15 protein-coding genes are annotated in these 12,596 nt (G+C 54.6%); all 15 read right to left on the reverse strand.

The genetic code is table 11. From position 1 onward, the window contains the following. Positions 1-24 precede the first annotated feature (24 nt). On the reverse strand, positions 25-780 hold the full coding sequence (locus CKW14_RS06700) for a lysozyme inhibitor LprI family protein (protein ID WP_095049673.1): 756 nt from the start codon (positions 778-780) through the stop codon (positions 25-27). After that, on the reverse strand, positions 777-1,625 hold the full coding sequence (locus tag CKW14_RS06705; protein WP_095125027.1) for a type IV pilus biogenesis/stability protein PilW: 849 nt from the start codon (positions 1,623-1,625) through the stop codon (positions 777-779). The genes CKW14_RS06700 and CKW14_RS06705 overlap by 4 nt, the downstream gene beginning before the upstream one ends. Then, on the reverse strand, positions 1,612-2,160 hold the full coding sequence (locus tag CKW14_RS06710; RefSeq protein WP_095049671.1) for a hypothetical protein: 549 nt from the start codon (positions 2,158-2,160) through the stop codon (positions 1,612-1,614). Before CKW14_RS06710 ends, CKW14_RS06705 begins: the two co-directional genes overlap by 14 nt. Before the next feature lie 19 nt (positions 2,161-2,179). Continuing rightward, the gene (locus tag CKW14_RS06715) at positions 2,180-2,551 is read right to left on the reverse strand and encodes a hypothetical protein (RefSeq protein ID WP_095049670.1); all 372 of its coding nucleotides are present in this window, start codon (positions 2,549-2,551) and stop codon (positions 2,180-2,182) included. A 4-nt stretch (positions 2,552-2,555) separates the two neighbouring features. Then, the gene (locus CKW14_RS06720; protein WP_176471261.1) at positions 2,556-3,011 is read right to left on the reverse strand and encodes a hypothetical protein; all 456 of its coding nucleotides are present in this window, start codon (positions 3,009-3,011) and stop codon (positions 2,556-2,558) included. A gap of 88 nt (positions 3,012-3,099) precedes the next feature. After that, complete coding sequence (locus tag CKW14_RS06725) at positions 3,100-3,828, reverse strand: hypothetical protein (RefSeq protein WP_095125029.1); 729 nt, start codon at positions 3,826-3,828, stop codon at positions 3,100-3,102. After that, the gene (locus tag CKW14_RS06730) at positions 3,825-6,275 is read right to left on the reverse strand and encodes an alpha/beta fold hydrolase (RefSeq protein WP_095125030.1); all 2,451 of its coding nucleotides are present in this window, start codon (positions 6,273-6,275) and stop codon (positions 3,825-3,827) included. Before CKW14_RS06730 ends, CKW14_RS06725 begins: the two co-directional genes overlap by 4 nt. Before the next feature lie 9 nt (positions 6,276-6,284). After that, a complete protein-coding gene (locus tag CKW14_RS06735) occupies positions 6,285-7,679 on the reverse strand; it encodes a TIGR01777 family oxidoreductase (protein ID WP_095125031.1) in 1,395 nt (464 codons plus the stop codon). Between the two features lie 98 nt (positions 7,680-7,777). Further along, complete coding sequence (locus tag CKW14_RS06740; protein ID WP_139353641.1) at positions 7,778-8,380, reverse strand: hypothetical protein; 603 nt, start codon at positions 8,378-8,380, stop codon at positions 7,778-7,780. 40 nt (positions 8,381-8,420) lie between these two features. Continuing rightward, entirely contained in the window at positions 8,421-8,834 is a 414-nt protein-coding gene (locus CKW14_RS06745; protein ID WP_158559171.1) for a lysozyme inhibitor LprI family protein, read from the reverse strand. Further along, positions 8,831-9,880 (reverse strand): sel1 repeat family protein, encoded by a 1,050-nt coding sequence (locus tag CKW14_RS06750; protein ID WP_077575059.1) that lies wholly within the window; start codon positions 9,878-9,880, stop codon positions 8,831-8,833. The genes CKW14_RS06745 and CKW14_RS06750 overlap by 4 nt, the downstream gene beginning before the upstream one ends. Before the next feature lie 21 nt (positions 9,881-9,901). Beyond that, a complete protein-coding gene (locus CKW14_RS06755) occupies positions 9,902-10,363 on the reverse strand; it encodes a hypothetical protein (protein WP_095125033.1) in 462 nt (153 codons plus the stop codon). 232 nt (positions 10,364-10,595) lie between these two features. Beyond that, the gene (locus tag CKW14_RS06760) at positions 10,596-11,249 is read right to left on the reverse strand and encodes a hypothetical protein (RefSeq protein ID WP_095125034.1); all 654 of its coding nucleotides are present in this window, start codon (positions 11,247-11,249) and stop codon (positions 10,596-10,598) included. A gap of 116 nt (positions 11,250-11,365) precedes the next feature. Then, on the reverse strand, positions 11,366-11,614 hold the full coding sequence (locus CKW14_RS06765; RefSeq protein WP_176471259.1) for a hypothetical protein: 249 nt from the start codon (positions 11,612-11,614) through the stop codon (positions 11,366-11,368). 376 nt (positions 11,615-11,990) lie between these two features. Beyond that, complete coding sequence (locus CKW14_RS06770) at positions 11,991-12,494, reverse strand: hypothetical protein (RefSeq protein ID WP_095125035.1); 504 nt, start codon at positions 12,492-12,494, stop codon at positions 11,991-11,993. Positions 12,495-12,596: the final 102 nt, after the last annotated feature.

Here is a 12,596-nt window from a genome sequence, read left to right on the forward strand (position 1 = left end):
CTTCAAATGTTTAGGCTGAGGGTTTTACGATGACTCAGGTGCGCCGCACTTCAGCTCTTTGATTTGCTCATTCTGGATCGGTATCACACAAGCGAGCCGCTTCTCTCTTTCCCCACGAAGCTCGAACAAGCTGAGCGTCAGGTGTAAACCATCAGTAGCGAACGCATGATCCTCAAACACCGCACTGGCATAGCCATCCCAAAACGACTTGCCCTCGAAACTGCAGAACCGCTTGGACGCCAGCACTCGCCAATTGCCATCGGGCGCGAGAAGCTGGACATTGAGGCAAGGGTTGCCAAACGTAGTGACGTAGCGAGCTACCACATCACCGAAACGTTGCGAGGCCGATGCAGAAACCTTGGCCACATCGACCACTTCACTCGGGCCGTCAGGCGCAATCGCATCCAGGTAGGCGGCACGCTCCAGACTCATTCTGGTGATGCACTTATTGAGTACTTGGGAATAAGCCTGCGAACCGGGTGCGACAGCCGTGGTTTCGAGGGGGCAGGTGGTGTCACGCAATTTGATCCAGGCACGTTGCGACTCTTTGGCAGCGGCCATATTTGTCTTGGTCAGTTCCGGTTCGGGGCTGGACTCAAACCGCGACATCAGTTTTTTGTAGCTGGCATTGAGTCGTACGTCGGCATTCTTACGGTCGGCCTCCAAGCACTCATCGTATTGCCAGCTCACGTTGATGACTTTGCAAGTGTCCTCGGCATGCGCGATTGATACGCACAGCGTTCCAAGAGGCAATGCGATAAAACGGACAATCCTGTTCAATTTTTCATTCCCTGATGTGCAGTTCGCTCAATCACTCTTTGCGGAATTTTCTGCGCCTTGCCGTCGGCGCTCATCGCGTCGCGGTACTCGCGGTAATAACGCTGCGCTTCTTCTTTCCGATCAAGGCGCCAGAGTGAATCGGCGATGTTCAACATCAGTACCGTGCGTTTACCAACGGCCTCAACGCCGCGATAAAACTTCAGCGCCAGCTCATCTCTACCGCCCTCGGCCAGATAAAAACCGAGGTCGTTGTACGCCTGAACATTTTGCGCCGGGGGATGGCACGCCATGTAGGATTCAGGACTCAAAAAAGTCAGGCCCGATTCGATAGAATCAGCGCGGGACTGCGCAGCTTTGATGGTCGAGATATATTTCAACCACTCCTTCGGGGACTCCGTTTCCAGGCTAGGTGTGAGGACTTCGCCATCTTCCGAAAACCACTGATTACCCACCCATTTGCCAAGACAAAAACGAGGGGAACGCTCGGCCAGCACGCAACCGGTTTCCATGGAGATCACATCGCAATGCTGTTGCGAGACGAGTTTTTCTTCTTGATTCTCGTCCGACAACATGCCGAAGACCACCGGGTCGAGCAATAAGGTTTTCTTGTCAGGACTGAGCCAATCCGGGTGTCCGTCGGCGCCAACATCGGCACTGAAGAGCGGGAAGGTTTTGCCGTTGGCGGTGAACCATGCGGTCGCCGAATCCACACCGGGCATCGTCCATTTTGTCGCTCTAAACGTCACGGTGTGCCCATCGATACCGACTATTGGCGGGTCCTCGGCAAGGGCACTTGTGACGGCAAGAAGGCAGCTGATCATCAACACCCATTTAAGGCTGGCCATAGACGATCCTCTTCACCGCCGGGCTTTCTGACATTAACTGTCTCTTCGTAACGCCATAGGCCTTGATCAGCTCGTCCCGAGATCCCTTCGAGCCAAACGAGCGCTGGTTATTATCGAAGCTGTATTGCTCCAATCGCCCTGTTGTCGAGTAATAGCCGTGCCACTCCCCGCAAGCACCACAACCGCCATAGCCGCCTATCGAAACAAGACTGCCCTGGGGGCCTTCCACGCAATCCATCGCCACAACAACATTGCTCAACATTTTCGTCTTCGCACCGTCGGAAGTGAGTTGTGAAACTTTGCTGATATCGCGTCGAAACGCCTTGCTACCGATGTTGATGGTCTGGTCGGAGCAGACCGGGATGACGTGGGTTTGCGCACCATCCACCGTCACCGATCGGCAGGACGACACCAACACCACTTCAACACCGCCGCACTGCATGACATCGCGTTGGGTGTAAGCATCCGTCGGCGCGGCGAAGGCTGGGGAAGAGAACAACCATGCCAGGCCCCCGGAAAACAAAAGCTGATTCATTGAGAAATCCTTTTCGCCGTTAACCAGCCTGTTGTTCCGCCAAGCACTTCGCATAGCCGTCCGCAAACTTGGCATCGAATGACAATGCCACCGGCTCCTCCAACTCCGCCGAGCTATTGAGCAATACACGGGTAGCCGGGGTGTATTTGATCCAGCCAATCGTGCCGGTGCCGTCAGTATCGAAGAACAGCTGGGCGCGCACTGCTTCGCCGTCGTCCTCGTCGATCAGCAAATTGACCTTGTCCTTGCCGACATAACGAAACGGAAAATCGCTGCTCCTGACAAGCTCAGTAAGGTAGCCGTAGCAACTGCCTTCACTGGCAGTCGCGGGCAGTGAATGAGGTAAAAGCGAAAGCGCAATTAGCACCGTCCGAATGAAAAACCGGTTCATCCACTCACTCCTCATCCATCGGCGACGATTCCACGTCGGTCATGCTCAGCAGCCGGAATTCGTTTTTCACAAATTCGTAGTAACGGTCCCGGTTACCACTTTCCAAAGCATTCCCTTGGGCATCTTCTTCGCCGTCGAGCGTGATGCCGGACACGATAATCAAGCTGCTGTCGGGCTGGAAAACCATGCCGAACGTGCTGCCGTCGTAAGCATTCGGCAGACCGCCAACCACTTCACCGGTCTGAGCGTCCAGCACTTCGCCGCAAATGGCGCTACCGCCACAGCCGAGCCTGTGCAGGATGTAATGGCCGGCGAAGTTGACCTTGCCTTTCAGGGCTTGCACCCGTGCTTGGTCCATCATTGGGCTGCTGTTTTCTTGCGGCACCAGCTTATGGTTGGGGCCGGTAAAAACTGGCGTGATGGTGTAATCCTTGAAGGTTGGATCGGCAGCGAATGCCATGGACGCGGCAGCCAATATCAAGCTGCCGAGAAGAACCGAAAATCCTTTCACGCTGTAGCTCCGTCGACGTAATGCATTTTGGGGATGTTCATTCGAAGGCAATGCCGCGCACCGCTTTCTTGATTTGTTCGAATCCTTCGTTGCTGATCGCCAACGGGGTGGATGAACCCGATTCCGCCGAGCCGATCAGCACGTCTTTGCCCCTCAGCAAGCAAAAAGCGATGCGGGTAATGTGCCGTCGTGACTTGTCGTGGAAACCGAAGATGAAACCCGAAGAGCTCTCCCCGCCCCATTGTTCGAAGTTGTAGGTGCTCGCACGACCCGCCAGAGAGTTGGGCACCCAGCCCTGATCGGTACGAGTCGCCGGACACCTGCGGTCGTTGTCGTCACGCAGGACTTGCACCGCAAACGCATCGTCTACCGGGGGTTTCCAGTCGGTGAGAAGCGAAAAGTACTCCGAGTTTTCACACATCAAACCAAACCACGGCTGGCTGAGTTCACCGTGTTTCTCGAAGTGCCAGTCGGCACCACTCGACGTCTGCGCTTGCCACAAGCTGGGGGCGCTGGACGGTTTGGGCAGTTGTTTGGCTGCGATAAATACCGAATAGAAATCATCGAACTTCAGCCATTGGTTCTGCAGCAGCGGCATGGAGAACCGACACGAACCCATGTCTACAACTGTCTCGGTCGGGCCTTGCGCAACCGGCGACTGGCCGGGCTCGTTACCGACCAACACAGCAGCTGCGGCGGTCACATAACCCACCTGTAAAAGCACGACCAGACCAAAGATCAATTCGCGGAGGTATCGTAGTTTCACTTCGTATCCTTCGAATTAATCAATTGCAACTCACCATCCCGATACAACACCTCACACCCCACCCACGCCGGATCCACCTGCGGCATCACCGCCGACGGTTTGCGCAATTCGCGCAACAACGTCGAGCCATGGGACAAGCGACCACCCATGCGGGCAATAACCGCCCGCGCGGTTTGGTAATGCGCGTGCCGCCCCGGATCGAGGGTGTCTTCGAGCAGGATGTCGGCGCCGAGGATGCCTTGCACCTGCCCCGGATAAATCATGAACCCGGTGGCCTGCTCCGCACCTTCGCGACCGTCCTGCCAAAAGCTGCCATCGCGGGTGCGCACATCGGGGTGCGGTGCAAACCAGTGTTCGCGATCCGCCAGCGGCATGGCGTGATGCAGACGGAAGAAGATGCGCATGAGGTTGTCGCGGTACCACTCGCGCACTTGCAGGTAGTAACCGCGCAGGCCCGGTAGGCCGGTCGAATGCGCGAGGCGGATCAGCCCTGACCATTGCGGGAATGGCTGTAGCGGCAGATCGCTCGACGCGGGCCGAGGGGTGGCCGGATCAGTTTCCCACGGCAATCGATGCGGGCTGTTTTCAAGGTTGTCGTAAGCGGTTGGCGGGCGGCCCAGCCAATCACCGCCGCTGCTGGCCAGCGCCGTGGCGATACACAGATTGCCTTGCACCACGAACACGTAAAACCGGCTGAACCAGTCTGCGAGTTGTTGGCCATCGGCAGCTTGGGCGACGAGTTCAGCCAGCTCCCGATCGAAGCGGTGCAAGCCGTTTTCAAGATTCAGCAAATGCCCGCGAGCCTTGCGTTGCATACGCAAAAACAGCGGCAACGAACGCAGCATCTTCAGCGGTTGCCACGGAAGATGCGGAGTCGCGCCACCGACTTCACCAGCGTAGTTGCTGGCGCTGATGCCCCAGTCGGCCAGCCGGGCAAGAAACAGATCATTGTTGATGTAGGACGCGCCGCCGAACACTGCGGTGAACGGTTCGTTGTCCTGCAGCACTCGCGCATCCCAACGCGCCATGATTGCCGGGATACTCGCTGCCGCGCGGCGCTGGGCGTATTCCACCAGCACGCTCGGTTGCGGCGGCAGGATCTCGGCGATGTTGGCGGCAGTCAGGTGCCGGCGCCAGCCGTAGTCGCTGATCGGCCGGTATTGCAGCAGCCACAGTTGTGAGCCGTCCCAGGCCCATTCGACGTCGCCGGGCACGTAGTGGAACACGCGCAGTACGTCTTGCAGAAAACGCCAGAGCAGGTCTTCGGTCAAACCGTGGGACGGCGTGAACGTGCCGCTGCGCCAAGCATCACCGAGCCGCGAAAGCGTTGCTCGCGAGGGGCTGACGTGACCGTCGGCGAGCGATTCGAGATGGCCTTCCACCCACTCCAGTTCTACCGAGAGATGTCGCACGAAAGCTATCCCGGACACTACCGGCGTGATGAAGCGTTGCACCACCACTTCCTCGACGCCTTCGGCCGTCAGTTCGGCGATGCGTTTCGGCACATTGGCGGTCGGCTCGCGCAGATAGGTGGTGCTCAAACCGGCATTCGCCGAATCGGCCTGATCCTCGCCATAACTGGAGGAGCGCACCGCCCAGGTCACATCAGGTTGGGCGGCGAGAAACGTCGGCAGACGCGGATCGCTGCAATCGTTGAGCGTCAGTGCCGCCGGCACCGGTTGCCGCGCCAGTTCAGCCAGGCGCAAACGCCCGCCCTTGGTGTGCGCGACAAACCCGCGCTCGCCCGACTCCAGCCACTGCACGAACTGCGCGGGCGAGTCGATCCACGGGTAATGACCCCAACCGGGTTTGAGGCTGATGGTCAGATCAGCGCGGGCGAGAATCGCCGACCATGCCGCTGCTTGCTCGATGCCGAGCACGGCGTCCTGATCGCCCCAAACCAGCTCGACCGGATCGGTGATCCACTCCAGCAGCGGCAGCGCAGTGTCGGCGCGAATCAGATCCCAATGCGGCACAAACGCACGGCAGCGCGCATAACCGGCGCCCATGCGCTGGTACTGCTCGGGCGTCCAGGTCTGGTTGGAGAACTTGCGCGCGAACAGCGTGGGTTTGTTCGACAGCAGCCAGTGAATGGTCTTGCGAATCAGCAGCGGCGACATCAGCGCCGGCAAGCGCCGCTGCCACAAAAACGCACCGACCGGCGCCAACAAAACGCTGCGGGAAAAGTGTCCGGGCCGACGCTGCAACGCATGCAATACAAGCAAGGCATTGACCCCGACCGCCATGATCGCGCTGCCCTTCTGCGTCATCGCCAACAAGATCTGCGCGTAGTCCGCCAGATCCTCGCAAGGCGGCTGCGGATTCGCGCCGAAGCCCGGCAACTCCAGCGGCACCACGTCGTAGCGCTGGAAGTGCGGCAGTGCGTCGTCCCACCAATCGGCAGCGCTGCCGTTGCCGGCCAGCAGGTACATCAAGGGCTTGCTCATGAGCGATCCTCAGGTCAGATCGCGCAGAGCGGCGTCGAGGGTTGGATAGCGGAACGTGTAGCCAGCCTCGGTCAAACGCTGCGGCACCACGCGCTGACCGTCGAAGAACAACTGCGCCATCTCCCCCGCCATTGAACGCACTGGCGCGGCGGGAATGTGCAACCACACCGGACGCTTGAGGACCTTGCCGGCCTGCTCGGCAAACGCTGCCTGACTGACCGTCTCGGGCGCGATCATGTTGTAGGTGCCACGCAGAGTGTCGTCGTTGAAAGCCCGCGCGATCACCTGAAGCACATCGTCGCGATGCACCCAGCTCATGATCTGCCGACCGTCGCCCATGCGCCCGCCGAAGCCCAGGCGGAACGGCAGCAGCAACGGCGTCAACGCACCGCCGGGGCCGAACACCACACCGAGACGCAGCACCACCCGACGCACGCCAAACTCGGTGGCTGGTTGCGCGGCGGCTTCCCAGCGCGCGCAGAGTTCGGCCATGAAACCGTCGCCCTTGCTGGCGTGTTCGTCGAGGCTTTCGCTGGCATCGCGTACGCCGTAGTAGCCGATGGCTGAGGCTTGAATCCACAGAGCTGGTTTGTGCTTGGTGTTCTTCAACCAGGTCATCAACGCTTCGGTGGTGCCGACTCGGCTGGCGAGCAGTTGCGCCTGACGCTTGGGAGTCCAGCGTGGGCCGGCGACAGGCGCGCCGGCGAGATTGATGATTACGTCGAAGGCTTCGTCGTGGCTGAGTTCGCTGAGCGAATGCACGCAGCGGACGCGGCCGTTGAATAGATTGGCCGCGCTCAACGGATCGCGCGTTAGAACGCTGACCGAGTGGCCCGCGTCGAGTAATTGATTGACCAAGGCTTCACCGATAAAACCGGTGCCGCCGGTGATTAGCACGCGTTTGTAGGCGCCGCCGGCAAACGGGTTGGACTCGTTCGGTGCTATTTCTGGAAGGGATTTTTTGCGGTCATGGCGATACAGCCAGACCAGCGGCGGTAACAGCACCAGCAGCGCAAAACCGTCGAGCCACAGGTGCGACCAGACCTGTTGTTGCGCTGACAGCCACATGTCCTGCGGCGCCCATAACAGGATGCCGGCCATCAACCAGCCCCACACCATCGGCGCTTTCGAACGATTGCCGATGTGCACCAGCGCGAGCATGTACAGCGAATAACTTTGCAGCGTCGCGCCGAACAGCGCGAGCCACCAGACTTGTTGTTCGTGGCCGGCAGCGGGTACTGCGTCGGCGCCCCAGAATGCCAACTCGAGAACTTGCAGATAGCCGTCGAGTAAACCGGAATGCCCGGCCCAGGTCAGGGTGAGACCGGCGAGAATGTGCACGATTGCGGCGGCGTATAACCAGAGCACTAACGCGGGGCGAAGCGAGATCGAGGGGGCTGGCATTCCGTGTCCTGAGCGCATTCCTTGGGGGTGGGGAGTTTAAAGGAAAACGCGGGGCATCAGTCGCTCGAAGATAAGCGATTGATCGCGTTCAGTGACCGCTATCGCACGGTGTGAGCGTCGATCACGCTGAGTAAATCCTTCAACCTGCCAATATCCTCTTCGTAAAAGTCACTACATTGCGTGACGACTACATATACAGAGCCGGTTGCTTTTTCGTGGGTACTGCATACAAGTGCAAAACCTTCCCCGCCACCCTGTCGTTCATACACGACATCCCGCGCATCAATCAGTACCCAGCCTGGCCTTGCCAGTTTTTTAGTGGCTGACTCGGGCAACTGATCGAAATACATGATTCCCTCAGTATCCGGCAACTTGACGAGCAAGTTGTAGGGCGACGACAAAGCACTCATTCCCACCGTTTTCTTGACCTCGTTGAGATCATTACCCCGCACGATAAATGTTGGGAGGCGATCTACATCATTCTCATAAGTTGGATGATTGCGTGGCGCCAGCTTCAGGACTTCCACGGCGCCTTCGCTGAGACAACTGACCACTTCGAGCGTTGACTGGACGTCGTGAAACGCGCAGGTGGATTCTTGAGCAAACACTGTCTGTGATAGAAGTCCCGCGCAAAACGAGAACACCCAGGTGAAACAAGCTTGGGGCACGCTCAATCGAATGGCCCTTTTACGCATTTCCATATCACCACCCAACCAAGCAAAAACATTAATCAGCACAACATCAATGTGCCGGAAGGATGCCGTCCAAATATAAAGCTCTCTCCAGACTCATCTTCGCGGTGCACCTATTCAGATCTGCAGAATAGGATGGCTTGTCCCATTCATTCTCAAACCCCTCAAGCCTGCAGTTCGAATCCCTCAGCTTTATCCACGCCCGCTGGGAGTTTTTCAGTCGATCCAGAAACGCCTTATGCTCTTCATGCCGAGACTGGTATTGAAAAATATACCGAGACCCTGCTCTATCAATCAGTGCTTCGTAACGGTCATTAAGCACGCGAGCCGCAGCCTTCATCGCTTCTTCTGCGCACTCGGCACGTTGCCCGGCCACGGCCTCGCAATCCGCATCTTGGGCAAAGCTGACTGACGAGACTGACATCGCCATAAATGCAAAGAACATCAAACGGGCGACATTCACTGAGTGCCACCTGCGCCAATACATTCAATTGAGCTGTCCATAACGACGCCTCGGACCAGCAAACGCTCGACCGCAGCAGGGCTCCACTTAAGTTCGGTCTTGCTGGCCTCGCGGTAACAGGCCATTGCGCGGGGTAGATCAGCAGCGACGACAGTGCCGGTTTCGTAGACTTCACCCAATCGCAGGAGTGCGTGGGTAGAGCCTCGTAGCGCGGCGCTTTCCAATGTCGCCATCGACTTTTGCGGATCGATGCAGGCCTTGTCATTGCCGTACTCACCCTCATCGCAGTAAAACAAGGAGAGGAACACGCCATCGTCGGGATTGCTCTGAAATCCCTGATTCATGAGCTTCAGAATCTGTTCATTCGGCAATCGCGGTGCCTGCCCGGAAAGACTGATCCCCGCAGCTGCTATCGCCGCTTGGGCCGAACCTTTGCGGGCGCCGTCCACATAGCTGTCCAGCGCAGCCGCGTACAAAGAGACACCGGATTCTCCAGATGCCTTGTTGACCAGCCGATCGAACATCACGCCTTTTTTCAACTCGCGCTCACCAGGTGAAGGGCGATCTGTTCGAGCCACGTCATCCATCACCGCTTCGAGCGTCCAGTCTTCAACACTGTTCAGCACCCAGCAGTCGCTGTGTTTGAAGACGAAAATCTTCAAGAAAGTACCCTGCTGATCACGCACGACCACCCTGTTCGGAAACGCGATCTCGGTAGACAGGCTCAACGCGGCAGCATTTTCCGTACCCAGCACGCTCAATTCATCGGCGGGCAAATGCTTGACGCTGCGCACGACAACCTTGGGTATGTTGCCTTCAGCCACGACATGAGTTGCCTTAATCGGCGACGCGGTAAACGCTTTCTGTACCGCCGAGTCCGATGAAAAGATTTTGACGAAGTCAGCGAAGTTGTTAGCCGGGCATTGCTGTTCAGTAGAGGCGAAGGCGCTTGTGCACAGGCCGGTGCTCAACAATGCGATAGAAAGCCACTGATTCAGCCTCCGTGTTGTCATACCGCAAATCGGTACCGCAAAAAATCGTTTCAACAGTGTTCTTCCTTGAGCCATTCAGGTCTTGCGTTTGGTGAATCGGGTAATGCATTGCTCTGGCCCGTTCATGCCCCAATAAGTGCTGAGCAACGCCTTACGCTTTTTGTCTACGCGCAGGTTGACGAAGCCATCGCCGCAATTTGGCTGAGCCTCTTCGAAACGGTTTGTCTCAGGTTGGTAGATGAACACTCGGAAGTAGGAGTAAGAGCCCATACCGTCATCAATTTGCCAGACAGAAAAGTCCTTCATACCGTCGAAATTGAAATCACCGATCTGCATATGCAGCGGTTTTTCCGCTTGAAAAACGATGGTTTTCAACTCGCTATGGGCCGCGACTTTAACCGAGACGTTCAGCGTGGAACCTTCGAGAACCAATGTTGCTTCGACGCCTTGGATGGGGCTAAACGTCGTGGTTTCGGCCCACACCGGCACTGTCCACAGCAGCCCGAGCAGTGATAGCGCCAGAGTTTTGAATGGCATGCGCTCGCCCTACTCCCACTTGAATAAAAATGGGACAGACCACGTTTTTCTTATCATTAATAAAACGTGGTTTGCACCCATTCTCAGCCTGTATACCTATCGAATTTCTGAACCTAGCGGTGACCGCCCAATGCAGTTACCTTTCATTTAATCCTGCAGAAAAGAATAGAAATAAGATCAGATTAATTAGCAGTACCATTTACATGATCTACACCACTTCGCACTCAGCACACTAGCACCCATCGACATTCTCACATGGCACCCAACCTCTAATCTCTTTTCCTTTCTTCGTTATATATAAAATTGAAATCCACCCTGCCGAAATAGATTCCTGCTTCACTTTATCCCCACTAACCAAGTACATTTTAGTGACGCTTGCCGGGGAGGTTAGAGAGTAGATAGAAGTCTTTTTATTAATAACTAAATCCGTCAACTCGCCCTTAGCCCAGCCTAGATAATTTTTGGATACCAGTTGAGCCAAAATTAAATCTCGAGTTTTATAGGGATATGTATAAACAGATTTTGCCTGATCTTCATCAGAAGCCAAAACATCGGCTCCACTTCCAAAATAACCCGTCAGAACTTTATCAGCAGAATAAGTATCTCCAATTTTATGGAAAACCATAACACTGAAATAATCGCTTCCATAAACGGCTCCAGTAAAAGCACGAATTGGCGCACTATGAATCACAAAAAGCTTCCGGTCTCCACCCTCTACTTGTTCAGTGAAGATATCTCTGACCTCGCCCGGATCCGCAACATAAGGCAGCCTCGCAATTAACCTCAACGTACCGGTCGAGCAATTCAGAAAACTCAACCCCAATCCCATCTCTGGGTTTTGCTTTCCCTCATCCTCTAAAACCGGAACGGGGCTTACGATAATCATGCCTCCATCCACCGTAAAAGGCGGGTAACTCACATCCCCAGGAGCTGCGCAAGAAACAGCGTACGAACTCCAAAAAAGAAAAGCAGAAAAAAATACGCGCAATCTATTTTTAATTGTCATCCTGCACACCCACCAAAATCAGTATTTATAATCTCTATAATTTCTTTACTATATGAATTCCTAAGGTTCAGTTTATCCAAACCAGCATTAATAACCTTTGTGACCTTCCGAATCTTCAAGTCAATATCCAGCGAACTATCATCTGCAATAAGCCCAATATGTTTATCTTTCCAGAACCAGCTACCTGACGCAACAATCGCATACACATCTGTTTCAACCAGCAATGGATTTGCATCGATCCTCATACCTATATCGTTTGGGAAAAAAAGGGGACAGACCACGTTTTCGGGTAATTACTAAAACCGTGGTCTGTCCCCATTTCCCACACGGATAGTTCAAAGCAGAGTGATTCGCTGGTGACTGCGCTGTGGACGGCGAAAGGGAATAACGCAAAAAACAAAAACATGACTTTTCATATTTATCAAAACTCGTTAACGATAAACGACCTCTCAAGTAGAAAATGCAGAGTTATTATCAACGAGCGGACAAATTTATTTATGCAGTAAAAAGGGGGGACGATTAGATCCCTCATTTTTTTCACTGCTTTTCACTCGACAAACAAATCTATCAAATTTATTCAAACTATTTACATAGAATACAACAGTCCATTTTCTCTATGCGCTACCGTGACTCGCCTTCATACAGCTTAGTTTCCGGGTTAAAATGCCAAATATGAGAGGTTGTTATTGGCTTACCATCCCTGTGCATAATTTGATCTTGCTTATCCCTGTTATAAGAGTAGATTTTAATATCTCTAAATAGACTATCTTTTGGATGAGTATCGAGAACCTTCACATCAGCAAAATACTCACCACCAACGCTTCTTAAAAAGCCACGACATTGAATTAGAAATTCATAAATAAAATCACCGCTCGACCCGGCACTTGAATATGAAAGAAAAATAAAATCTTTCACTCCGTCACCATTGATATCTTCACTAGTGACAACCTTTCCTTCCTCAATTGAAAATTTTTCATCTTCAATTCGAGAAAGCAAATCAAAATCACGTACACCTTCCGTCCACTGGGATAAAAAATATTTAGCACCATCTGCCGGAGCACATATATCTACAGGGGCAGCGTTGGCAGTATTCGCAAAAAACGCGAGCACCCAGAAAAATCTCATTTAAACTATCCATAACGGGAGGGATTTATTTAAACATCTCACCAAAATCAAAGCCGCTGAGCGCATTAAAATAAACCTGCTCCCTTTTTTGGTTTTAGAATA

The sequence above is a fragment of the Pseudomonas sp. Irchel s3a12 genome (assembly GCF_900187485.1).
In the GTDB taxonomy this organism is placed as follows: domain Bacteria; phylum Pseudomonadota; class Gammaproteobacteria; order Pseudomonadales; family Pseudomonadaceae; genus Aquipseudomonas; species Aquipseudomonas neuropathica.